This window comes from Saccharopolyspora erythraea NRRL 2338 (assembly GCF_000062885.1).
GTDB classification, from domain to species: Bacteria; Actinomycetota; Actinomycetes; order Mycobacteriales; family Pseudonocardiaceae; genus Saccharopolyspora_D; species Saccharopolyspora_D erythraea.
Map to the genome: position 1 here is coordinate 6,274,766 of NC_009142.1, position 20,529 is coordinate 6,295,294.

27 protein-coding genes are annotated in these 20,529 nt (G+C 71.8%); 15 read left to right on the forward strand and 12 right to left on the reverse strand.

Annotation, left to right across the window (positions count from 1 at the left end; all coding sequences use genetic code 11):
• Positions 1-33: 33 nt before the first annotated feature.
• From SACE_RS26715 to SACE_RS26725, 3 genes are read left to right on the forward strand one after another with little or no spacing between them, the layout of a single operon-like run.
• The gene (locus tag SACE_RS26715; protein WP_009944661.1) at positions 34-963 is read left to right on the forward strand and encodes a polysaccharide pyruvyl transferase family protein; all 930 of its coding nucleotides are present in this window, start codon (positions 34-36) and stop codon (positions 961-963) included.
• A gap of 13 nt (positions 964-976) precedes the next feature.
• Positions 977-1,504 (forward strand): GAF domain-containing protein, encoded by a 528-nt coding sequence (locus SACE_RS26720; protein WP_009944660.1) that lies wholly within the window; start codon positions 977-979, stop codon positions 1,502-1,504.
• 30 nt (positions 1,505-1,534) lie between these two features.
• A complete protein-coding gene (locus SACE_RS26725; protein ID WP_009944659.1) occupies positions 1,535-2,479 on the forward strand; it encodes a glycosyltransferase family 2 protein in 945 nt (314 codons plus the stop codon).
• 21 nt (positions 2,480-2,500) lie between these two features.
• Here the strand turns inward: SACE_RS26725 and SACE_RS26730 are convergent, their stop codons facing one another.
• The 3 genes from SACE_RS26730 to SACE_RS26740 all read right to left on the reverse strand — a co-directional run bounded on the left by SACE_RS26730 (position 2,501) and on the right by SACE_RS26740 (position 4,534).
• Positions 2,501-2,755, reverse strand: a complete 255-nt coding sequence (locus SACE_RS26730; protein ID WP_009944658.1) for a hypothetical protein — start codon at positions 2,753-2,755, stop codon at positions 2,501-2,503.
• 225 nt (positions 2,756-2,980) lie between these two features.
• Positions 2,981-3,385 carry a DUF6292 family protein gene (locus SACE_RS26735; protein ID WP_009944657.1) on the reverse strand — a complete coding sequence of 135 codons (405 nt, stop codon included), beginning with the start codon at positions 3,383-3,385 and terminating at the stop codon, positions 2,981-2,983.
• Positions 3,386-3,628: 243 nt separating this feature from the next.
• Complete coding sequence (locus SACE_RS26740; protein WP_009944656.1) at positions 3,629-4,534, reverse strand: glycosyltransferase family 2 protein; 906 nt, start codon at positions 4,532-4,534, stop codon at positions 3,629-3,631.
• A gap of 98 nt (positions 4,535-4,632) precedes the next feature.
• Between SACE_RS26740 and SACE_RS26745 the strand changes: the two genes are divergently transcribed.
• From SACE_RS26745 to SACE_RS26760, 4 genes are all read left to right on the forward strand, one after another.
• Positions 4,633-5,634 (forward strand): NAD-dependent epimerase/dehydratase family protein, encoded by a 1,002-nt coding sequence (locus tag SACE_RS26745; RefSeq protein ID WP_009944655.1) that lies wholly within the window; start codon positions 4,633-4,635, stop codon positions 5,632-5,634.
• A gap of 79 nt (positions 5,635-5,713) precedes the next feature.
• The gene (locus tag SACE_RS26750) at positions 5,714-5,941 is read left to right on the forward strand and encodes a hypothetical protein (protein ID WP_011874768.1); all 228 of its coding nucleotides are present in this window, start codon (positions 5,714-5,716) and stop codon (positions 5,939-5,941) included.
• A 150-nt stretch (positions 5,942-6,091) separates the two neighbouring features.
• Positions 6,092-6,376 (forward strand): WhiB family transcriptional regulator, encoded by a 285-nt coding sequence (locus tag SACE_RS26755; protein ID WP_011874769.1) that lies wholly within the window; start codon positions 6,092-6,094, stop codon positions 6,374-6,376.
• 150 nt (positions 6,377-6,526) lie between these two features.
• A complete protein-coding gene (locus SACE_RS26760; protein WP_009944652.1) occupies positions 6,527-7,483 on the forward strand; it encodes a hypothetical protein in 957 nt (318 codons plus the stop codon).
• A 59-nt stretch (positions 7,484-7,542) separates the two neighbouring features.
• Here the strand turns inward: SACE_RS26760 and SACE_RS26765 are convergent, their stop codons facing one another.
• Positions 7,543-8,088 carry a hypothetical protein gene (locus SACE_RS26765; protein WP_009944651.1) on the reverse strand — a complete coding sequence of 182 codons (546 nt, stop codon included), beginning with the start codon at positions 8,086-8,088 and terminating at the stop codon, positions 7,543-7,545.
• A gap of 38 nt (positions 8,089-8,126) precedes the next feature.
• The gene (locus SACE_RS26770) at positions 8,127-9,314 is read right to left on the reverse strand and encodes a zinc-dependent alcohol dehydrogenase (RefSeq protein WP_009944650.1); all 1,188 of its coding nucleotides are present in this window, start codon (positions 9,312-9,314) and stop codon (positions 8,127-8,129) included.
• 215 nt (positions 9,315-9,529) lie between these two features.
• On the opposite strand from SACE_RS26770, the gene SACE_RS26775 reads away from it, so the two are divergent.
• Positions 9,530-9,742 (forward strand): DUF2188 domain-containing protein, encoded by a 213-nt coding sequence (locus SACE_RS26775; protein WP_009944649.1) that lies wholly within the window; start codon positions 9,530-9,532, stop codon positions 9,740-9,742.
• A gap of 203 nt (positions 9,743-9,945) precedes the next feature.
• Here SACE_RS26775 and SACE_RS26780 read toward each other — a convergent pair whose 3' ends face one another.
• Positions 9,946-11,103, reverse strand: a complete 1,158-nt coding sequence (locus SACE_RS26780; RefSeq protein ID WP_011874771.1) for an AI-2E family transporter — start codon at positions 11,101-11,103, stop codon at positions 9,946-9,948.
• Between the two features lie 472 nt (positions 11,104-11,575).
• Between SACE_RS26780 and SACE_RS26785 the strand changes: the two genes are divergently transcribed.
• Positions 11,576-11,998: an STAS domain-containing protein gene (locus tag SACE_RS26785; RefSeq protein WP_009944646.1), complete on the forward strand. Its 423-nt coding sequence runs from the start codon at positions 11,576-11,578 to the stop codon at positions 11,996-11,998.
• 108 nt (positions 11,999-12,106) lie between these two features.
• Positions 12,107-12,820, forward strand: coding sequence for a YqjF family protein (locus tag SACE_RS26790; RefSeq protein WP_021341743.1), 714 nt, complete (start codon positions 12,107-12,109; stop codon positions 12,818-12,820).
• Between the two features lie 25 nt (positions 12,821-12,845).
• Here SACE_RS26790 and SACE_RS26795 read toward each other — a convergent pair whose 3' ends face one another.
• Positions 12,846-13,097, reverse strand: a complete 252-nt coding sequence (locus tag SACE_RS26795; protein WP_011874773.1) for a DUF2188 domain-containing protein — start codon at positions 13,095-13,097, stop codon at positions 12,846-12,848.
• A 348-nt stretch (positions 13,098-13,445) separates the two neighbouring features.
• Between SACE_RS26795 and SACE_RS26800 the strand changes: the two genes are divergently transcribed.
• Positions 13,446-13,853 carry a four-helix bundle copper-binding protein gene (locus SACE_RS26800; protein ID WP_009944642.1) on the forward strand — a complete coding sequence of 136 codons (408 nt, stop codon included), beginning with the start codon at positions 13,446-13,448 and terminating at the stop codon, positions 13,851-13,853.
• Between the two features lie 100 nt (positions 13,854-13,953).
• Complete coding sequence (locus tag SACE_RS26805) at positions 13,954-14,382, forward strand: nuclear transport factor 2 family protein (protein ID WP_009944636.1); 429 nt, start codon at positions 13,954-13,956, stop codon at positions 14,380-14,382.
• An 85-nt stretch (positions 14,383-14,467) separates the two neighbouring features.
• On the opposite strand, the gene SACE_RS26810 is transcribed toward SACE_RS26805, so the two are convergent.
• The 3 genes from SACE_RS26810 to SACE_RS26820 all read right to left on the reverse strand — a co-directional run bounded on the left by SACE_RS26810 (position 14,468) and on the right by SACE_RS26820 (position 15,819).
• A complete protein-coding gene (locus tag SACE_RS26810) occupies positions 14,468-14,647 on the reverse strand; it encodes a hypothetical protein (protein ID WP_143538239.1) in 180 nt (59 codons plus the stop codon).
• Between the two features lie 136 nt (positions 14,648-14,783).
• The gene (locus SACE_RS26815; protein ID WP_011874775.1) at positions 14,784-15,506 is read right to left on the reverse strand and encodes a class I SAM-dependent methyltransferase; all 723 of its coding nucleotides are present in this window, start codon (positions 15,504-15,506) and stop codon (positions 14,784-14,786) included.
• 94 nt (positions 15,507-15,600) lie between these two features.
• Positions 15,601-15,819: a hypothetical protein gene (locus tag SACE_RS26820; protein ID WP_009944632.1), complete on the reverse strand. Its 219-nt coding sequence runs from the start codon at positions 15,817-15,819 to the stop codon at positions 15,601-15,603.
• 212 nt (positions 15,820-16,031) lie between these two features.
• Here SACE_RS26820 and SACE_RS26825 point away from each other — a divergent pair, with 212 nt between their 5' ends.
• Positions 16,032-16,556 (forward strand): DUF1360 domain-containing protein, encoded by a 525-nt coding sequence (locus SACE_RS26825; RefSeq protein WP_011874776.1) that lies wholly within the window; start codon positions 16,032-16,034, stop codon positions 16,554-16,556.
• Between the two features lie 50 nt (positions 16,557-16,606).
• Positions 16,607-16,924 carry a nucleotide pyrophosphohydrolase gene (locus SACE_RS26830; RefSeq protein ID WP_009944630.1) on the forward strand — a complete coding sequence of 106 codons (318 nt, stop codon included), beginning with the start codon at positions 16,607-16,609 and terminating at the stop codon, positions 16,922-16,924.
• A gap of 237 nt (positions 16,925-17,161) precedes the next feature.
• Here the strand turns inward: SACE_RS26830 and SACE_RS26835 are convergent, their stop codons facing one another.
• The gene (locus SACE_RS26835; RefSeq protein WP_269453512.1) at positions 17,162-17,896 is read right to left on the reverse strand and encodes an LmbU family transcriptional regulator; all 735 of its coding nucleotides are present in this window, start codon (positions 17,894-17,896) and stop codon (positions 17,162-17,164) included.
• A gap of 159 nt (positions 17,897-18,055) precedes the next feature.
• Positions 18,056-18,862 carry an HAD family hydrolase gene (locus tag SACE_RS26840; RefSeq protein ID WP_157355921.1) on the reverse strand — a complete coding sequence of 269 codons (807 nt, stop codon included), beginning with the start codon at positions 18,860-18,862 and terminating at the stop codon, positions 18,056-18,058.
• A 653-nt stretch (positions 18,863-19,515) separates the two neighbouring features.
• Between SACE_RS26840 and SACE_RS26845 the strand changes: the two genes are divergently transcribed.
• Positions 19,516-20,517 (forward strand): LLM class flavin-dependent oxidoreductase, encoded by a 1,002-nt coding sequence (locus SACE_RS26845; RefSeq protein ID WP_011874778.1) that lies wholly within the window; start codon positions 19,516-19,518, stop codon positions 20,515-20,517.
• Positions 20,518-20,529: the final 12 nt, after the last annotated feature.

Here is a 20,529-nt window from a genome sequence, read left to right on the forward strand (position 1 = left end):
GATGCGTCGACGACGAGGGGTGATGGCGTGCGTGTGCTGGTGGTCGGCTGGGCGAGCTTCCTGCACGGGGAGGCCACTGCCGGTGACGTGGCCGCCATGGAGCGCGTGGCCACCGCGCTGCACGCCGCCGGGGTGCCTTGCGACTGCGCCTGGAGCCCGGGTTTCGAACCCGGTGCGATGAGCCTCTCCGAGGCGGAGCCCCGTGATTACACCGACGTGGTCTTCACCTGCGGTCCCGCGCAGGGATGGCAGCTGCGCGAGCTGCACCAGCGTTACGCCCGCTGCCGGCGGATCGCCGTGGGCGTGTCCGTCGTGGACCCGGGCGATCCCGCGGTCACCGGCTTCGACGTCGTGCTGGCACGCGACGGGCCGGGAACACCGGTGCAAGATCTGGCTTCGCACCGACCATGCCGCCCGCTGCCGGTCGCCGGAGTCGCTCTCGCACCGGGACAGCCGGAGTACGGCGACCGGCGCCGCCACGACGAGTTGCACCGGGTGTTGCGGGAGTGGATCAACGCGCTCGACTGCGCACCTCTCGAACTGGACACCCGGCTCGACACCGGCGACTGGCGGCACTGCTCCACACCGGAGCAGTTCGCCGTGCTCGTGGGGCGCACCGACGTGGTGCTCACCTCCCGCCTGCACGGGCTCGTTTTCGCGTTGAGCAGCGGAGTTCCCGCGCTCGCGGTCGACCCGGTCGACGGCGGCGGCAAGGTCTCCGCCCAGGCCGAGGCGTGGAACTGGCCCGCGGTGGTCGGTGTCGACGAGGTCCTGCAGTCGCGCAGGCCGTGGGAGGTGCTGGACGACTGGTGGTCATGGTGCACGTCGCCCATCGCGCAAGCCCTGGCCCGGATGCGGGCGCGCACCGACGTCGACACCAGCCGGGGGCTGACCGAACGAATGCTCGCCGAACTCCGCGGATGCGCGGTCGCCGGTTCCGGGGCCGACGACCGGCAGGGCTGACAGGAGGTGCCACATGGCCGGGCCGGTGGTGCGAACCGGTCGTTCCGCCACGGCGGCCACCGCGGAGGTGGCACGCCTGCTGCGGATGATGTCCACCGCGCGCACGTGGACGCCTGTCCTGCACTGGGGACTCGCACTCGTGGTCGACGCGGTCCCGGGCGCGGAGATGGCGAGCGTGGTCGTCAGCGACCGCGGGCGGCTGCGGCCGGCCGGTTGCACCGACGAGCGGGCGTGGCGGGTCGACCTCGCGCAACGGCAGGCGGGTGACGGACCGTGCGTGCAGGCGCTGCACGCGGGGACCACGGTGCGGGCCGACCTCACCGAGGTCAGAGTGCACTGGCCCGCTTTCGCGCGCTCGGCACGCGAGCAGCACGTGCACGGCTTCATCTCGGCGCCGCTGGCCCGCGGCGACCCCGGGCCCGCGGCGCTCAACCTCTACTCGGGACGTTCGCACGCCCTCGACGCGGTCGAGCAGCCGCGGATAGACCGCGTCGCCCACCTGATCTCGATGTCGTTGCGCGGCTTCGGTTTTCCGGACTGACCGGGCGTTCACGACCGAATAGGAGAGCACATGCCGGCTTCCCACGACACACCCGCTCACACCGGTCGTCGCGCGGCTTCGACGGCGGGAGACGACCTGGCCGACCGGAGCGGCCCGGCGCCGCGCACGACCATCGTCATAGCCACCCGCAACCGGGCCGAGGAGCTGCTGCGCACGCTTCGCGAGCAGCGAACGGCGTTCCCGCGCACACCGGTCGTCGTGGTCGACAACGGTTCCGACGCCGACCTGAGGCTGCTCGTGGAGCCGGAGTTCCCCGATGTGGAAGTCGTGCGCTCGCCGCGCAATCTCGGCGCGGTCGCCCGCAACCTCGGCGTGCTGCGGGCTCGGACGCCCTACATCGCCTTCAGCGACGACGACTCCTGGTGGGAGCCCGGCGCTCTCGCCGAAGCCGAACGCGTGCTCGACGACCACCCCGCCGTGGCGCTGGTCGCCGGGCGGACGCTGGTCGGCGCGGACGGGGCGCCGGACCCGGTCACCGACCTGATGCGGGACAGTGCGCTGCCCCGCACCCACCCGATGCCGGGTCCGCCCGTTCTCGGCTTCACGGCGTGCGCGGCCGTCGTGCGCAGGCGGGCGTTCGCCGAAGCGGGCGGATTCAGCCGGCTGCTGTTCTTCGTCGCCGAGGAGAAGCTGCTCTCCTACGACCTGGCGGCCAAGGGCTGGGACCTTTGCTACGTCAGTTCCGTGGTCGCCCACCACCACCCGTCACCGCACCGGCCGCCGTCGGACTGGCGCCGGACTCTCGAACTGCGCAACAACGCGCTCATCGCGTGGATGCGCAGACCAGTCCGGGTCGCGCTCGGCGAGGCACGCGAACTCGCCGCCGCGGCCCGGCACGACCGCGTGGCGCGGCGGGCACTGCTCGCGGCGGTTCGGCGCCTGCCGTCGGCGTTGCTGCGCAGGAGAAGGCTGCCGGCGCGCGTCGAGGACATGATCCGGCTGCTGGAGGGCTGAGTTCCGCGAAGGGCGTCCAAACTACGACGGCGGTTCCGGCACCTCAGGTGTCTCAGGCGCGTCGGGCCGATCCGGGTCCGGTACCTCGGGTTTGCCCGGGGCGGTCGGCTTGCCCGGCTGGACCGGCCGCGGGGTGTTCGGCGGCTCCGGAACCTCGGGTGTGCCCGGCCAGTCCGGGTCCGGCACCTCCGGCGTGCCCGGGTGCGGCGAGCCGGGCGACTCGCCTACCGGCGTCCGCGTTGCGTTCCGGTCGTCGCGACGCTCGGGGATCGTCACTGCTGCGCTCCTTCCCGGACGGCTGGGTTCTGTTTCATGAGCGGCGTCAGGCGCTTGCGGTGTGGGGGGACCCAGCTCGCGCCGCCGCGGGTTCTCAGAAGCCTTCTGGCGAGGACAGCGCCGACGTGGCGGATTGGACATTCTCGAGGTCGGCGGTCCCGGAGCGAGAAGGCTTCTGAGGTTCCGCCACCCGCCCCGCTATGCAAACCACTTCTGAAACGTTCCTTACCCGCCGAACCGGACCAGGCGGTGCTCCAAGCCGTCGTCGGCGTTCGGACGCCGGAAGTCCGGCGGCACGAGCGCGCCGGGGTGCTCACCGTCCTCGGCCTCCCGCAGGTACCGGTCCACGGTCTGCGGCTTGGGCAGGATGTCCTCGCCCAGGTAGCTGACCACGACCGTGTCGTCTTCCTCGCTGGTGATGACCCGCAGCGCCCAGCCGTTGATCTCGTCCCAGGTCAGCAGCACCCGGCAGCCGGGCAGCGTGGGAACCCTCGACCGCACCGCGATGATCGCCGTGGCGAAACCGCCGTCGACGTCGACCTCCGCGCCCTCGACATCACCGCCCAGGCGGCCGACCACCGCTTCGACGTAGTTGACCAAGCCGTCCAGCGCTGAACCGCTCACATCCATCACGGCTCCTCCTCTCCGGCGGGTCCGTCGGCGACCGGAGGCGCACCGGCGGTTCGGACGGTTCGGACGGGTTGGAAACCCTCCTCGGTGAGGTGCTTGTGTCTAGCTTGCCCCCGCCGGGCGACCCTCAAACAGGTCTCATGCCAACGCTGTGAAACCAACCGCACGGTGAGCCGGGCCTCACGGGCCGGATCCCGGACGCCCGGGACCTCGCCGCCTCCACGGTTCAGATGCGCCCTGGCCTCAGCCGACGTAGCGGCGCGCGGCGGAGTTGCGCTGGGGCTCGTCCAGCAGCCGCAGGAGCCGTTCGACGTGGTCGGGGACGACGCGGCGCTCGCGCAGCACCCAGCGCCACTGCCCCAGCGCCTCGACGACGGCCGACACCGTGTGCCGGTCCCTGGGCGCCGAGCCCAGCAGGCCGGCGGTGCGCCGCAGCGCGCTGGGCAGCGGTCTGCGAAGCCACGTGGTCCACAGCGTGTTGCGGATACCGAGCTGCCTGCGCCGCCGGGCGTCCCTGGTGTGCGAGGGCGCGTGGTGGATGACGATGTCCTCGACCCAGCACAGCCACCAGCCGCGGCAGACCATGTCGAGCGCGAGCAGTTCCTCCTCGCCGCCCAGCCACAGCCGCTCGCAGAACCCGCCCACCTGGCGGAACGCCTCGGTGCGAACCGTGGTCAGCCCGGCCATCACGCTCAGCAGCGCCGGTCCGGGCAGCCACGTTGGGCCCGGAACCGGCGAGTCGCGCAGCTCGGGTGTCAGCGGGTCCTCCGCCAGGCCGGGTTCGACCAGGCAGCGGCCCATCACCGCGCCCAGCCCGGGATGCTCGTCGAGCACCTGCGAGGCGCGCTCCACGGCGCCGGGCTGCCACCGCGTGTCGTCGTCGCAGAACGACACGTACGGCGTGCCGACGAGCGCCACCGCGTCGTTGCGGGCGATGGCGCCGCGGTTGGTGCTCTCGCGCAGCAGCGTCACCTCGGGGAAGCGCTCCGCGACGGCGTCGGCGGTGCCGTCGGTGGAAGCGTTGTCGGCGACGATGACCGGGGCGGCGTCGGGGAGCGAGGTCATGTGCGCCAGCGTGTTCAGCAACTCCTCGCGCCGGCCGCGGGTGATGACCACCACCGTCGAACGCGCTTTCCCGTTGTGGTGCACCGGAATCTCCTCGCCGTCGCGGTCGCCGACGTTGAACTACCCCGCCGGTCGCCGTCCCACGCCCGCGCGTTTGTCCGGCACCACCAACGGGTAGTTCGATGCGGGTCCGGCAGGAAGGCGGTTCTGCGGTGGGCAACGGATTCGGACGCGCGGCCGTCACGGGTGGGGCGGGCTTCCTGGGATCGCACCTGTGCGAACGGCTCGTCGCCGCGGGCACCGAGGTGCTGTGCCTGGACAACCTGGTGACCGGTTCGGCGGGCAACGTCGAAGCGCTGCGCGGTGATCCGCGTTTCGAGCTGGTCGACCACGACATCGCGCGCTCGCCGGTGCACGCCGGCGGCATCGACCTCGTGGTGCACATGGCCTCACCGGCCTCACCCGAGCACTACCTGCGGCTGCCCCTGGAGACGCTGCGTGCGGGCAGCGCGGGCACCGAACACGCCCTGGAGCTGGCCGAGCGCAACGGCGCCCGGTTCCTGCTGGTGTCGACCAGCGAGGTCTACGGCGACCCGCTGGAGCACCCGCAGTCCGAGGAGTACTGGGGCAACGTCAACCCGATCGGCCCGCGCTCCGTCTACGACGAGGCCAAGCGCTACGCCGAGGCGCTGACCTCCGCGCACCGCTCGTGCCGGGGCACCGACACCCGCATAGCCCGGGTGTTCAACACCTACGGCCCGCGGATGCGCCCGGACGACGGCCGGATGGTGCCGACGTTCGTCCGCCAGGCGCTGGCCGGCGAACCGATCACGGTCGCGGGCGACGGAACGCAGACGCGGTCGCTGTGCTACGTCGGAGACACCGTGCGCGGTCTCCTCGGTGTCGCCGCCGGCGACTGGCCGGGGCCGGTGAACATCGGCAACCCCGACGAGCTGACCGTCCGCGGGCTCGCCGAGCTGGTCCGCGAGCTGGCCGGTTCGGCCTCCCCGATCACCCACGTCCCCGCCGTGGTCGACGACCCGAAACGCCGCTGCCCGGACATCGGGCTCGCCGAGCGGGAACTGGACTGGCGGCCCGCCACCAGCACCAGGGAAGGGCTGCTGCGCACGATCATGTGGTTCCAGCGCAACCAGCACGGCACCGGGCACGTGAGCGTCGGCTGAGCCGCACCGGAGTTTGGCCGGCCCGTCTTCGCGGCAATCCGGTGCGTGCAACGAGCAGTGCGACATCGCGGAGGTCGTCATGGCCGACAGCGAACGCGGTGAACGCCCCGACCGCGCGCCCGAGCAGGCCGAGGCCGAACAGCCGCGCAGCGACGTGCCCGAGGACACCGGATACGACGAGGCGGCCGGAGACCGGATCACCCCTGACCGCGAATCCCCGCCGGACGAGGAACCGGAGCCGCCGAAGCAATCGCACCCGCGGCATCTCCCCGCCGACATCCCGCCCGACGGCGGGCAGGGGGCGTAGCTCTTCGCGAGGCGAGCGGACCGTAGTCGCCGCCGCGGACGTGTGCACGGTCACTGAAGATCTTCACCCGTTTGCGTGTGTCCGCGCAGGGCCCGGTGGGTAATCGACTGCCAGAGGGACGGATACCCCATCGGCGCGGAGGTGATCGAGTTGACGACGACGGCGCGACTTCCCAAGCCTGTCAGCGACTCCTGGCAGTGGCAACTCAAGGCGGCCTGCCGCGACCTGGCCTCGAGCCGGTTCTTCCACCCCGACCACGAGCGCGGCAACTCGCGCGACGAGCGGGAGCGCAACGCCAAGAGGGTGTGCCACACCTGCCCGGTCATCCGGGAGTGCCGCGCTCACGCGCTGGCCACGAGGGAGCCGTACGGCGTCTGGGGCGGTCTGAGCGAACACGAGCGCCGGACCCTGGTCGCCAGCGGGCAGGTTGCTTGAGGCGCGGGGAGGTCGTGCCGTGGCGCGGCGCGGGCGCTGGAGGCTGAACCCGAACGAGGAGCAGGGGTCCGGGTCCGCTCGACGCTGGCGTACCACTGTGGACAACCGGAGTGCCGTCGCCTCCGATAGCGCCCAGGCTCGGGAGAACGCGTGAGCGGTGAGCTCGACGAGGTGGCGCGGGAGCTCTATCAACTCCCGCCGAACGAGTTCACCGGCGTGCGAGGTGAGCGGGTCGCGCAGGCGCGCGAACGCGGCGACCGCGAACTCGCGAAGGCCATCGGCAAGTTGCGCAAGCCCACGCTCGCCGCGTGGGCGCTCAATCGCGTCGCGGTGGCCGACCGCGAACGGCTGGAACAGCTCGTCGACGTCGGTGACCGGCTCCGTTCGGCGCAGCGGTCGCTGCGCGCCGACGACCTGCGCGAGCTCGACCGCCAGCGGTCGCGGCTGCACCGCGACCTGGTCGAGCGCGCCGCGGCACTCGCCGAGGAAGCCGGGCAGGAACTGGGGAACCAGGCCCGCCAGCAAGTCGAGCAGACCCTCAACGCGGCGCTGTCGGACCCCGGCAGCGCAGGCGAGGTGCGCGCTGGGACGCTCGCGAAGCCCCTGGACTACAGCGGTTTCGGACTCGACGAGCTTTCCGCCGAGGCCGTCCGCCGCGCCGCGACCCGCACAACACGCAAGGAGCGGGAAACCTCCGCGAAGCCTTCGAAGGGTGCCGCGAAGCCGGAGAAGGCGGAGAAGGCCAAGCCTGAGAAGGCCAAGCCGGAGAAGGCGAAGCCGGAGCCCTCTCCCGCTCCGGCGAAGAAGTCCGCGCGCAAGGCGGAGGAGAAACGGCCCAGCCTGCGGGAGAAGCGGCTCGCCGCCGCGCGCGGAGACCGGGACGAGGCCGTCGCCGCCCTGCAACGAGCCGACGACGAGTTCGCGCAGGCCCGTCAGGAGCACCGCGCGGCCGAACGCCGGGTCGACGAACTACAGGAGGAGACCCGCAGAGCCGAGCGCGAACTCGAGAAGGCGCGGCGCACCGCGGAGCAGGCGGAACGACGGCGTGACCGGGCCGAGCGCCAGCGCTCCCGCGCCGAGGACCGGGTCGCGGACCTCGAAGAGTGACGGAAAAGCCCCCCGAAGGCGACGTTGTGCGGGCGGGTCTCCGAGCCGCCTGGGCAGCCCTACACCGGCCCGACGTGGGGGTGCCGCCCTTCGCGCAGCCGGGCATGCCGGAGTCCTGGCGCGTCACCGAGGCGCGCGGCCAACCGGTCCGCGACGGCACCCGTCGCGTAGGCGTAGATCGCCTTGTGGAGCAGGTCGATCACCAGCTCCCGGCGCGGCCAGGTCCACGGTGGTGCCCCCACGCCGGTGACGTTCTCCAGCACCTGGTCGTTGGTCAGGCGGACCACCCCGAACATCGCCGACGCCCACCCACCGCGCAGACCGGCGTCGGCCATCACACCGCGCAGCGCCCCGAGCAGCACGCCCTGTCCCAGGTGCATGGTCAGGTTCTTGCCCTCGGGCCGCACCGGTGAGCCGGGTACGCGCAGCAGAGTTCGCCGCGGCACGTGGGAATCCGGTCTGCCGGTGACCGCCTGCTCGGCCTTCTCCGCCAGCGTCATCACCGCCACTCCGGCGGCACCGGCCACGAGGCCGTGCCACGCGCCGCGCCGCAGGACGTTCGCACTGCGCCGGCGAATCCGGGCGGTCCGGAAAGGAGTGCCCATGTCGGCCGGTTACCCCCTTCCGCGTCGGAGTACTCCGATCACCCCTGCGGGTGCAGGAGAACCTTGATCGAGCCGTCGACCTTGCGTTGGAAGATGTCGTAGCCGTTGGGCGCTTCCTCCAGCGGCAGGTGGTGCGTCGCCAGGTCGCGCACGCCGAGCGGGTCGGACTCGTCCTCCACCAGCGGCAGCAGGTCGCCGATCCAGCGCCGCACGTGGGCCTGCCCCATGGCGACCCGCAGGCCCTTGTCGAACATCGTGAGCATCGGCAGCGGGTCGGCCATCCCGCCGTAGACGCCGCTGAGCGAGATCGTGCCCGCCCTGCGCACCGAGTCGATGCACTGGTGCAGCACGGCCAGCCGGTCCACACCCGCCTTGGTCATCAGCGGCTCGGCGACCGCGTCGGGCAGGACGCTCGCCATCTTCTGCGCGAACTCGGCTCCGGGCGAGCCGTGCGCCTCCATCCCGACGGCGTCGATCACCGAGTCGGGGCCCCGGCCGTCGGTCCTCTCACGCAGCACCGCGGGCACGTCGTCGGTGTGGCGGGCGTCGACCACCTCGATCCCGTTGCGCTCGGCCATCTTCAGCCGCTCGTCGACGAGGTCGACCGCGATGGGACGGAATCCGCGGTGCCGTGCGATCCGGGCGGACATCTGCCCGATCGGACCGAGCCCGAACACCGCGACCGAACCGCCCTCCGGCACGGCCGCGTACTCGACGGCCTGCCACGCGGTCGGCAGCACGTCGGAGAGGTACAGGAACTGCTCGTCCGGCGGTCCCTCGGGCACCTTGATCGGTCCGAACTGCGCCTGCGGCACGCGCAGGTACTCCGCCTGGCCACCGGGCACCTGCCCGTAGAGCTTGGTGTAGCCGAACAGGGACGCGCCGCAGCCCTGGTCGGTGTTCTGCGTCGTCTCGCACTGGGCGTGCAGGCCGCGCCGGCACATCCAGCAGTCGCCGCACGCGATGTTGAAGGGCACGACGACCCGGTCGCCCGGCCTGATGTGCTCGACGGCGGAGCCGGTCTCCTCCACGATGCCCATCGGTTCGTGGCCGAGCACGTCCCCGGGGCTGAGGAACGGCGCGAGCACCTCGTACAGGTGCAGGTCCGAACCGCAGATCGCGGTGCTGGTGATGCGCACGATGGCGTCGGTGTCGGTCTCCAGCCGCGGGTCGGGCACGTCCTGCACCCGCACGTCCCGCGGTCCCTGCCAGGTCAGCGCTCTCATCTTCGGCACCCCGCACGACTCGGTTCCGGCTGAAGCCGGTTCCAAGCGCGGTCTTCCCCGCCCGCTGCTCGCCCTGCGCGGCAGCGGCCCGGCGCTTGGAACCGGGTGATCAGGTGCTACCCGCTTCCGCCACCCGGACAAACGTCGGCGGGTGTAGGCGCGGAGCGGATGCGGGTAGGCGGTGGTCGTCGGAGACATCGTCAGGAGAGGACGCCATGGGTGAGCGACACGTGGTCCCGAACCGGGGGCACGGCGGCTGGAAGGTCATCGGATCGAGCACCGGCGCAACCGAGCAGCAGGCCGACACCCAGGCCGAAGCGGTCGAGCAGGCGATCGCGGAGCTGGCGCACGACGGTGGCGAGGTCCTCGTCCACGGCCTCGACGGCGCGGTGCAGGAGAAGCGGGTCGTGCACCCGCGCCAGCGGTAGCGCGCCCGGTGCGCGCGCCGGCGGACCCGCGACCGTCAGGTCCCGGGGGCCTCCCGGCGGCTTGGCCGGGTCAGCAGCATGGCCGGGCCAGTCCCCGGCCGACGGTTCGGCCGGGAATCGGCTGGCGATTTGGCCGGGTTAGCGGCTTGGCCAGGTCCCCGGCCGACGGCTTGGCCAGGTCCCCGGCCGACGGCTTGGCCGGGTCAGCGGCCGGGTGGCGGCGGCTTGGGCGACTCGGCCTGCTCCCCGGCTCGGTCCGCCCCGCCGTGGCCCTCCCCGCCGTGGCCCTCGCCACCGTGCGCCTCCTCTTCCTCCGTCCCGCGATCTCGCCGCCCCTCAGGTTCGCTCAGCGACCGGACCGCCGCGGCCGACACCGCGAGCACGGGCACCGCGACGACCGCGCCCGCAACGCCCGCCAGCACGAATCCGACCGAGATCGACAGCACCACGGCGAGCGGGTGCAGGTGCGACGCCCTGCCGAGCAGCAGCGGCTGGAGCACGTGGCCCTCCAGCTGCGTGACCACGATGACGATCGCCGCCATCAGCACGGCGGGCCAGAAACCGACCGTGACCAGGCAGACCAGCACCGCCAGCGTGCCGGTGATCAGGATTCCGAGGTACGGCACGAAGGCGCCGAGGAAGACCAGCGCCGCCAGCGCCGGGGCCAGCGGCACGCCGATGAGCGCCGCGCTGACTCCGACTCCGATGGCGTCCATGCACGCCACGGCCGCGGTCGCGCGGACGTAACCGGTCAGCGCGTCGAATCCGCTGCGCCCGGCCAGGTCCACGCGGTCCCTGCTCCCCAGGGGAAAACCGCGGAGCAGGAAGTTCCAGATCCGGTCCCCGTCGTAGAGGAAGAAGATCAGGGTGAACAGCACCAGCAACGCGCCGCCGAGGACCTCGCCGGAGGTCACGGCCGTGCTCAGCACGCCGGAGATGATGCCGCCCTGGTGCGTCTGCAGGGTCGCGGTGGCGTCGTTGACCAGCTCGTCGAGCTGGCGTTGGTCGAGCCGCAGCGGTCCGAGCCGCAGCCACGCCTCCCCGCTCTCCAGCGTGTTGGAGACCTGCGCCTGCAGGCGCGGCAGGTCGGCGACCACGGTGCCGACCACCAGCGCGAGCACGCCGGTGACCGAGATCAGCCCCACGCAGACCACGAGCGCGGTCGCCAGCGCGCGGGGTGCGCCCTTGCCCGTCAGCCAGTTCGAGAAAGGACCGAGCAGCGCGGCGAGCAGCAGCGCGATGACCACCGGCATCGCCACCGCCGCCAGGTAGGTGAGCACGTAGCCGGCCAGGCCCACCGCCGCCGCGACGACGAGCACTCGCCAGCTCACCGCGGCCGCCCCGCTCAGCCCGCGCGGCATCCAGCGTTCTTCGGAGGGTCCACGGTCGTTCTCCGCGCGCGCGGCGCCGATCGTCGGACGAGCCATTCACCTCGATTGACCTGTGCGCCGCGGCGCTAAACCCGCCCGCTGCGCACCGTGGCACCCGTCATGGTGCGCTGCCGAGCGCGTGGTTTCGCACCGCGCAGGCGCCGGGTAAGGATGCGTTGGCACCGGTTTCCCGCCGCTTCGGCGCGGCGAGTCGTCGGCCCGGTGGCCCGTCCGGCGGTGGAAGCGTGACCCGCTTTCCACCGCCGCCTTCCGCTCGCGCGACTGTGCTCGCGAGCGGGCGCGGAGGGTATGCTCCCAGGTGGTTGAACAGCCAGCCGGTGGATCGAGTGCACCAGGCCGACGAGGTGCCGGCGATCCGTCTCGGCGGCGTGCCGCCGGCTGCGTCAGCCGCCGAGCAGCGGAGAGCTGCGCCCCTCTCGGCACCAGCGAGAGGAGCACTGCCGTGACCGTCGAACCGCAAGCACCGAACGGCGCACCCGGCCCCGATCTCGGAGAGCCGGCGGCGCTCCCCCACACCCTGCGGGTGCGGATCTCCAGCCCGCGCCCGGACGCGATCGTGGTGACCCTGGTGGGCGAGGTCGACGGCGCCACCGTCGAACGCTTCGAGGACGCCCTCCTGCCGCGTCTGTCGGCGGAGGTGCGGCTGATCGTGGTCGACCTGGTGGCGGTCGACTTCCTCGGCGTGGCGGGACTCGCGCTGCTGGACTACACCTACCACCGCGCGCAGGCGGGTGAGTTCGCGATGCGGCTGGTCGTCTGCGACCGCGAGATCAAGCACGCGTTGCACATGGCCTGGCTCGACGAGTCGATCAACTGCTACCCCAGCGTGCAAGCCGCGCTGGAGCCCAACGAGTCACCGATCTGAGGCCGCGGGCAGGCGCGGGCGCCGCGCGGGGCGGGGAGAGCATTGCCGGAGACCGAGCCCGTCACGCCGCACGCCCCTCACCCGTCACTTCGTCCACTGGTGCACCAGATGCTGCACGACGTGACTTTCCTGCACTGGCCGTACGACCCCGAGCGCATCCGCCCGCTGCTGCCCGCGGGCACCGAACCCGACGTCTTCGACGGCAGGGCCTGGATCGGCGTCGTGGGGCTCGCGATGGAACCGGTGCGCGCGCTCGGTCTTCCGGTGCCGCCGCCCGTTCGGCGCACCACCCGGAGCACCCAGCTCAACGTCCGGACCTACTGCGTCGACTCCCGCGGGCGCCGGGGACTGGTGTTCCTGTCCATGGAGACGTCCCGGCCGTCGTTCGGGTTCGCGGCAAGGCTCGCCGGGCGGCTTCCCTACCACTCTGCGGCGGTCGCCGGGCGGGCCTCCGACACCGAGGTCGAGTACAGCGCCCGTCGTAGGGGTCGCCGCTTCCGTCTCGGTTCTTCCGGTCGCGCTGCTTCGGGCGTTTTCCCGCCGATCGGCATGAGATTCCGGGTTCGGCTGGGCGATGTGGTCGAACCGGACCCGCTCGACCACTTCCTGACCGCGCGCTGGCGCCTGCACAACCGCTGGTACGGCACGACGATGCGGGTTCCGGTCAGGCACGAACCGTGGGCGCTGCGCACCGGCGAACTGGTCGCCTTCGCCGACGGCGGTCTGCTCACCGACGCCGGGCTGCGACCACCGGACGAGAGCGCGCACGTGCTGTACTCGCCGGGCACGCGGGTCGGGCTCGGCCTGCCGGCCTTCCTCTGACCCGCGTTCGCCGCGCTCGGCCGCTTCAGCCGGAGGTCTCCACCTGTCCCCACTCCCACCGGTAGGGCTCGGCGCTGGGCGGCACGATCCGCCGCCACTCCACCTCGTCACCGGACGCGTGCACGATGACCGCTCCGCCGCCTTCGTCCGCGGCGAAGCGGTAGGCCGCCGCGACCGCGTCGGCCTGCGACTCCATGCGCTTGCACGCCTGGGTGTCGCCCGGCGTCAGGACCTGCCACCGGCCTTCCGGATGTTGACGGACCCGCCACACTCCCATTGAGCCCTCCACGAAACCCCACCAAGATCGTCGCGCCCAGTTCCGCCCTCGGAGTGCCCTCACGCACCCGTCGCCAATCCTGTTCGGACCTCTGGAGCCGATCTACCGGTCCGCCCGCGTTCGGGGTGACCGAGCGCGCGGCTCCGCCAAAGCCGGGTCGCATCGGTGTTTCGCCGGATTCCGCCGATCGCCTACGTCGCGCGCCGCCGGGACCTTCGGCCCGTTTTCCGCGCCGCCGCGGTCACCCGGTCGCGGGCTTCGACCCCGGCGAGGGTTGGGGCCGCGGCGGCACGGGCAGCCGATGGCCGTACCCCGCTCGGCACTTCCCGCGATTCGAGGTGAACGGCCATGTCCCAGGCGATGCGCATGATCGAGACCTACCCGACGCGGGTCGACGCACCCGACCTCGAGGCGCTGACGGTGTGCGTCGAGGAGTGCATGGTCTGCGGCCAGGCCTGCGCCGCGTGCGCCGACGCCTGCCTGGCCGAGGACGACGTGACAGCGCTGCGGGCCTGCGTCCGCAAGTGCCTGGACTGCGCAGACCTGTGCCAGTCGGCCACGGCCCTGCTCTCCAGGCACACCGGTGACAACGGCGCGGTGACCAGGGCGCTGCTGGAAGCCTGCCGCAAGGCGTGCCAGCAGTGCGCCGAGGAGTGCGAGCGCCACGCCACCGCCCACGCCCACTGCGCGGCCTGCGCCAACGCGTGCCGCCGCTGCGAGGACGCCTGCACCGCCCTCATCCCGCTGCTCGGCTGACGGGTCGGCCCGATTACCTCCGAGGTAATCGCCGTGGCGTGGCGGCCCTGCAAGACTGCGATCTCTCCGTTGCAGTACGAAGTTCCAGGAGGGATCACCCATGTCCATGGCCACGCGCACCGCGGTTGAAGAGCTTCTGCGCCGCATCGGTGAGGGTGACCCCGACCGCATCGCCGAGCTGTATGCCGAGCAATGCGACTGGAAGCTCGACTGGCCGGAGTCCGAACACGGCCGCGCGGCCACGCCGTGGATCCGCCACCGCGCCACCCGCGGCGACGCCGCCGCTCACTACCGCGAACTCGCCGAGCACCACCTGCCCGAGCGGGCGGCGACCGAGGTCGAGCGCGTCCTCGTGGACGGCAGCGATGCGGTCGTGCTCGGCGAGATCCGCCAGACCGCCCGGTCCACCGGGCGCGCGTATCGCGCGCGTTTTGCCTTGCACCTCACGGTCGAGGACGGCCTAGTCACGCGCCACCACGTCTACGAGGACAGTCTCGCCGTCGCTCAAGCATTCGATCCGCGCGGTTGATCGCACGGTGCGGAGGCCGCGTGCACCGTTGATCACGTGTCGGCGGGCCGCCAGACGGGTTCCTCCACTGTGTCCTGACAGCCGCTCACAGCGGTCTGGTGCCGCGATCGTCCTCGCCCGCCGGGCCTTCCGGTACCGCCTCGTCACCGCTCACGGCGGGCTGGTCGGCCTGCTCGCCCTCGAATGTCGGCTCGGTGTGCTCCTCGGCGAAGTCGGGTTCGTCCTCGGGTGGCACCCGGCGCGGCTGCGAATCCGGTCTCGTCATGTCCACTCCCCGTAGTAGCCGGTCCTGACGTCCCTCCGCTCGGCAGTGGCGGAGCGGACATCAAGCGTAGGCCGGTACCGCGCCTCGCCGCTTGTTCTGTCCGCAGCCACCCGGTTCTCCGTTCCCCGTCCTTCGGTTACTCCCTGCGGAAGAGCGCGGCCAGCAGGAAGGGAACCCCGAACAGCGGCGAGTTCGGCGGCTGTTCCGCCATCGCGCGCAACTCGATCTCCGAGTACTCGGTGAAGATCCAGCGCAACGCCTCAGGTGTGTACGCCAGTCCGCCCTCGAGGCTGCCGCGGCGGTAGAACTCCTCGTCCGGGAGTTCGGAGCCCATGGCTCCGGACGCGAAGCAGGCGAGGCCGAAGTGACCTCCCGGGACCAGCAGGCGGTCCAGCAGCTCCAGGTAGCTCACCCGGCGGTGCGGCGGGAGGTGGTGCAGGCAGCCGGAGTCGTAGACCAGGTCGTAGCGGCGGGACGGCAGTTCGGCGGTGAAGACGTCGGCGCAGTGGAAGCGCACCGCGACGTCCGCCTCGCGCGCCCGTTCCCTCCCCCAGGCGACCGCGCGCGGTGAGAGGTCGACGGCGTCGACCTCGAAGCCGAGCGACGCCAGGTGCAGTGCGTTGCGACCGGGTCCGCAGCCCAGATCGAGCGCCCGGCCCGGAGCGATCAGCCCCCGCTCGAGCCACGAAACCAGGCTCTCGTCCGGTTTGGCGACGAAGAACGGGATCGGCGCATCGCGGTCGGCGTAGAAACCGTCCCACCAGCCGGAGCCACCGGCCCGCCGGCGGTCCGCGTCGTCGACCAGCAGTCGGTCGAGCATGCGCATGACGTCTTCCGACGTGCGGATATCCCGGTTCACCAAGACCTCCCCGGCCCATCTCCTGCGAGCCCTGCGACCTTAGTGCCCGGGACCGACACCGACGCCGGGACCGACGCCCGTGCCGCTCTGACCGCTACTCTTCGTCGGGGTCCGCAGTGATCCCCTCGGTGCCGATGGGCGCTTCCTGCTCGGTCCGGGGCCGCATCGCGAGGTGCTCCGGCTGGGACGCCGACTGCTCGGCACCCTCGGAGTCGCCCTCGACCAGCTCGGTCTCGAAGACGTCCTCGTCACCGGGAGCGACGTCGCGGTCCTGCTCGCCCTGGTGTGGATCGAGATCTCGTTGTGCAGCCATGCCATCCGCCTACCCCGCGGGCGCGGACGCGAACCACCGGACCGCCTCGCCGGCCCCGCCTCCTGGGACGCCGGGCCGTCGTCGACGCCTGGCGAGTTGGCCGGTCTTCGCACTGGGTGGTTTGGGAGCGGATCTCCGGCGGGCAACCCCTGACGAAGAAGAGCGCAGGACGCGGCGTGCGGCGCCGCCCGATCGCCGGGGAGGCCGACGGCATGGCGAAGAAGTCCGCGAAGGCGGCCGGAGAGATCCACGAGGAGGCCGAGACCTACCGCGGCGGAGCACCCAGACCCCTGCGCGGCCACGTGCTGATGATGGCGTTGTTCAGCGCCCTGGTCGCGGCCGCGGCGGGGCTGGCCGCCGCCACCGGGCGCCGGCTGCCCTCCGACGTCCGCGGATACGACTTGCTCCTGCTCACCGCCGGCACGCACAAGCTTGCGCGCACGCTGTCCAAGGACGCGGTGACCAGCCCGCTACGCACGCCCTTCACCCGGTACGAGGAGACCGGCGGGCCGGCCGAGGTCAACGAGGAGGTCCGCCGCAGCAGCCAGACCAGGCACGCCATCGGCGAGCTCATCACCTGCCCCTTCTGCCTGGACCTGTGGATCGCCACCGGTTTCGCCGTCGGCATGGTCTTCGCGCCGCGCCTCACCCGCCTCGTCGCCACCACCTTCACCGCCATGACCGGCGCCGACTTCCTGCAGCTCGCCTACGCCCGCATGCAGCAGTCGCAGTCCTGACCCGCCGAGCAGGGCCATGGCCGCGGGGCCGGGTCTGGTAGGCATGCGGTATGGATCTGGCAGAACTCCGGGACCGCCTGCGCGTGTTCGCCGCCGACCGCGACTGGGAGCAGTACCACACGCCGAAGAACCTCGTCATGGCCCTGAGCGGCGAAGTCGGCGAGCTGGCGGCGCTCTTCCAGTGGCTGACCCCCGAGGAGTCGGCCGCTGCCGCCCGCGACCCGGAACTCTCGCCGGACGTTCTCGACGAGCTCGCCGACGTCACCATCTACCTGGTCCGCCTCGCCGACGTGCTGGGAGTCGACCTCCTGGCCGCGTCCGAGGCCAAGATCGAACGCAACGAGCACCGCTTCCCCAGGAAGTCCTAGCCGTCACGCGGGCAGATCGTCGTTCCATATCGGCAGCATGTGCGCACGACTTGCTCGGAACGCTTGCGAGTCGGGGACAAACCGCTATTCGTCCTATGTGGTCAGCAGCCGTGCGCTTGGCCACGGAGCGGCGATGCCGCGTCCGGTGCGGCCGCCGGGTGGCCGCACCGGACGCGGCAGTGACCGCCGTGCGGGCACACGCCGTAAGGATGCCCGCGCGGCGGTCGGAGTCCCGGGTTATGCCCGGGCGACCAGTTGCCGGTGCTGCTGCTCGACCTGGCGGGGAGGGTGCTCGGTCTGCCGGGGCGCCTCGACCTGCCGGGGCGGCTGGTCGGCTTCCTCCAGGACGCGGCCCGCGGCCGAGTCGAGGTTGGCCACGATCCAGCTCTCGATGCTGCTGCCCGCCCGCTCGGCGGCGCGCTGCCAGCGCTCCAGGCGCTCGCTGGTCACCTGGATGGCGGGCATCGCCCGCTCGACGCTGCCCGCGCCCTGCACGGCCAGCCGGCTGTTGCGGATGTGCTGGCGGAGCTGGTTGCGCGACCAGCCGGCTTCCTCGGCGCGGTCGAGCCAGCGGTCCTGCTGGTCGACCGGCAGCGCGGCGACCTCGGCGTGGTGCTGGAAGCTCAGCTTGTCGCGCCGCCGCGACAGCTCGAAGCGCCGGGCGACCCAGGCGTAGTTGCGGATCGTCTGGTAATCGAGCCGGGCGGTCTCGATCGCCCGCCGGTAACGATCCGAATACCGCGCCTGCCCGTAGACCACCCAGTCACCGAGGAACCAGGCCGACGAATTCACAATACGGGTAATCTTCTTTCCCGCCCGCTCCCAGTCCTCGAATGGGAGCGAATGCGGAAACTGCAACCCCACCTGGGTCGCCAGCACCTCACCGGAGCGTTCCACTCGCTTTTCCCTGCCACTGTCCAGGGACCGGGAATCGCCATTGGTCAGCCGAGAACCATGATCGCGATCGCGCATGTCCTGTACCACTGATCCCTTTCTTGCGCACGCGCGACGGCATGCCCACCAATAACGCGCATGCCCTCGCGGCATCGAAGACGCATCCTTGCCCCCAGGCATTCAATCCCACCATACGGGCAAACCCACCCCCGGCATACATCCAACCGGGTGACGAAATCACAATGATTGCTTGCCCAGCAACCGTTCGATGAACTCGGCAACCCCTTCTTCGTCATGCGGTCCGGCGAGATAACCCGCCACGTCCATCGATTCCAGATCTGCATCGGCCATCGCCACCGGGATGTCCGACCAATCCAGCAACGGCAGGTCCGCGGGCACCGCGCCGAAGGCGACCGTTGTCGCGGCCGACGCTTTCCCCTGACGGCACAACGATCTCAGGTGGCTGGCGTGGTCCACTCCCACCGGCAGCACGTCGACGAAACCGGGCGCGGGAATCGCCACCGCCCCCATGGAAGCGATTTCACGCCGGACTTTCTCCGCCAGGATCGCCACGGGAACGGAATCGGACTGGACCATGACCTTTGTCACAGGACCCGAAACCTCGGCTCTTTCGGACCAGCTCAGCCCGGGCGAGTCCGCCCAGCCGATCCGGAAATCCTCGTCCAGCTCGCACCCGCCGAGCGAGTCGAACGCGAGCCGTACGTCGTCGAGCCTGCCCCGCAGGATTGCCGCGAGCCGACGCGATTCCTGCACGGAGAACATTTTCGCCGCCAGCAGCCGCTCCCGCCAAGGGTCGAACACGACTCCACCACCGGAACAGACCAATGTCTGAGCACCCGCCTGCCGCGCCAATTCCAGCGCCGATCGAAGCGGGCGGGTGGTGACGAGCACGAATCGCCCTCCGCCGGAGCACAACCGGGTTATCGCGCGCCGGGTGCGCTTCGTTACGCCCGCCCCGGCCGCCACCAAAGCATTGTCCAGGCTGGATGCGACCAGGAATTCGGTACGGGTTTCAGCAATCACCGCCACACACCACTTCTGGGGAAAGTGTTCGACATGCGTTGCCTGGACGTGCCGGGTTTTCGGCGCGCGACGACGGGTACCGCTCGCTTTGCTCCGGGGCGCCGCACACCAGGTCGGCCGATCGTCAACCGTGCTGCATGCCACGAGCGGCTGTCAACACGCCCCGGCCGTGGTTGTCCCGCCGGCGGGACAACCACGGCCGCCTGCCCGGACTCCGTTGAACGCAAAGCCGCACGTAGGGGTGTGCGTGGCGTAGCGCGGGAGAATCGGATGTGAGTCGCACCGCTACGCCTCCATGTCGGCGGCCATCCGGGTGACGGCAACGCACCCGGGGAAATTCGACAACGAGAAAAGCGGAATATTCCGGGAGTTCGGGGCGAGGTGCCGAGGCGGACGCGGGAGGCAACGGTCGACGCGGCCCCAGCGGATCGACGCGGGCAGCAACGGTCGACGCGGGCGGGCGACGACGCGACGCGGCCAGCGCAACGCACGTGCCCGACGACGACGCGACGCGGCCACCGGCCACAACGCACGCGGGCGGCGACGACGCGACGCGGCCAGCCGCCACAACACACGCGCGCGGCGGCGAGGCGGCGCCTGCCGCGAGCGGCGGCGGGAATCCCGCCGTGGTGCGTGCGTTGACTTTGAACGTGATGCCACCGCGTTTCTCCGTGCTCGACCGCTCGCGCACCCGCCAGGGGCAGGGCCACCCCGAAGCGCTGCGGGACACCGTCGCGTTCGCCCGCGAGATCGAGGCGCTGGGCTACCACCGGTTCTGGGTTTCCGAGCACCACGGCGTCCCGGGTGTGGCCGGATCCGCCCCGACCGTGCTGGCCGCCGCGGTCGCGTCGGCCACTTCGCGCATCCGCGTCGGAACCGGTGGCGTGATGCTGCCGAACCACCGGCCGCTGGTGGTGGCCGAGCAGTTCGGGGTGCTGGAGTCGCTGTTCCCCGGCCGCATCGACATGGGTCTCGGCCGCTCGCTGGGCTTCACCGGGCCGGTCCGGCGCGCGCTCGGCGCGGACAAGGCGGACGCCGAGCGGTTCCGGGAGCAGGTCGCCGAGCTGCTCGGGTACTTCGCCGGAGACAGGCCCGGCGTGCGGGTGAGCCCGAGCGAAGGGCTGCGCGTCCCCGCGTTCGTGCTCGCCACCGGTGCCGGCGCCGACCACGCGGCCGAGCTCGGACTCCCGCTGGTGATAGCCGACGTGCGCGGGGAGGACGCGATGCTGCGCGCGATCGAGCGGTACCGCGACCGGTTCCGGCCGTCCGCCTCGACACCGGCGCCGTACGTGGTCCTCTCTCGCACGGTGGCGGTGGCGGAGACGACCGAACGCGCGTACGAGCTGCTGGTGTCGGAGGCATGGGCGATGGCCTACTCCCGCACGCGCGGGGTGTTCCCCGCGCTCGCTCCGGTCGACGAGGTGTTGTCGCTGGAGATGACCGATCGCGAGCGGCGGCTGTTCCAGGAGGCGGTGCGCGCCGACGTCCACGGGACCGAGGACGAGGTCCGCGCGGCTTTGACCCGGCTGGCCGAGCGAACCGGCGCCGACGAAATCCTGGTCACCACGAGCACTTACGACCGCGGGCGGATGCTGGACTCCTACCGCAGGCTCGCGTCCGTGGCGGGGCTGCTGTCCGCCCCTGTGGGCAGCTGACGAGCCGACGTC

Coding starts and splice junctions, on each gene's coding strand:
- SACE_RS26825 (WP_011874776.1), top strand. CDS start 16,032: ATGGCGAAGAAGTCCGCGAAGGCGGCCGGAGAGATCCACGAGGAGGCC.
- SACE_RS26805 (WP_009944636.1), top strand. CDS start 13,954: ATGTCCATGGCCACGCGCACCGCGGTTGAAGAGCTTCTGCGCCGCATC.
- SACE_RS26775 (WP_009944649.1), top strand. CDS start 9,530: ATGGGTGAGCGACACGTGGTCCCGAACCGGGGGCACGGCGGCTGGAAG.
- SACE_RS26845 (WP_011874778.1), top strand. CDS start 19,516: ATGCCACCGCGTTTCTCCGTGCTCGACCGCTCGCGCACCCGCCAGGGG.
- SACE_RS26835 (WP_269453512.1), bottom strand. CDS start 17,896: ATGCGCGATCGCGATCATGGTTCTCGGCTGACCAATGGCGATTCCCGG.
- SACE_RS26795 (WP_011874773.1), bottom strand. CDS start 13,097: ATGGGAGTGTGGCGGGTCCGTCAACATCCGGAAGGCCGGTGGCAGGTC.
- SACE_RS26735 (WP_009944657.1), bottom strand. CDS start 3,385: ATGGATGTGAGCGGTTCAGCGCTGGACGGCTTGGTCAACTACGTCGAA.
- SACE_RS26800 (WP_009944642.1), top strand. CDS start 13,446: ATGTCCCAGGCGATGCGCATGATCGAGACCTACCCGACGCGGGTCGAC.
- SACE_RS26720 (WP_009944660.1), top strand. CDS start 977: ATGGCCGGGCCGGTGGTGCGAACCGGTCGTTCCGCCACGGCGGCCACC.
- SACE_RS26765 (WP_009944651.1), bottom strand. CDS start 8,088: ATGGGCACTCCTTTCCGGACCGCCCGGATTCGCCGGCGCAGTGCGAAC.
- SACE_RS26745 (WP_009944655.1), top strand. CDS start 4,633: ATGCGGGTCCGGCAGGAAGGCGGTTCTGCGGTGGGCAACGGATTCGGA.
- SACE_RS26820 (WP_009944632.1), bottom strand. CDS start 15,819: ATGGCTGCACAACGAGATCTCGATCCACACCAGGGCGAGCAGGACCGC.
- SACE_RS26770 (WP_009944650.1), bottom strand. CDS start 9,314: ATGAGAGCGCTGACCTGGCAGGGACCGCGGGACGTGCGGGTGCAGGAC.
- SACE_RS26750 (WP_011874768.1), top strand. CDS start 5,714: ATGGCCGACAGCGAACGCGGTGAACGCCCCGACCGCGCGCCCGAGCAG.
- SACE_RS26725 (WP_009944659.1), top strand. CDS start 1,535: ATGCCGGCTTCCCACGACACACCCGCTCACACCGGTCGTCGCGCGGCT.
- SACE_RS26810 (WP_143538239.1), bottom strand. CDS start 14,647: ATGACGAGACCGGATTCGCAGCCGCGCCGGGTGCCACCCGAGGACGAA.
- SACE_RS26790 (WP_021341743.1), top strand. CDS start 12,107: ATGCTGCACGACGTGACTTTCCTGCACTGGCCGTACGACCCCGAGCGC.
- SACE_RS26830 (WP_009944630.1), top strand. CDS start 16,607: ATGGATCTGGCAGAACTCCGGGACCGCCTGCGCGTGTTCGCCGCCGAC.
- SACE_RS26780 (WP_011874771.1), bottom strand. CDS start 11,103: ATGCCGCGCGGGCTGAGCGGGGCGGCCGCGGTGAGCTGGCGAGTGCTC.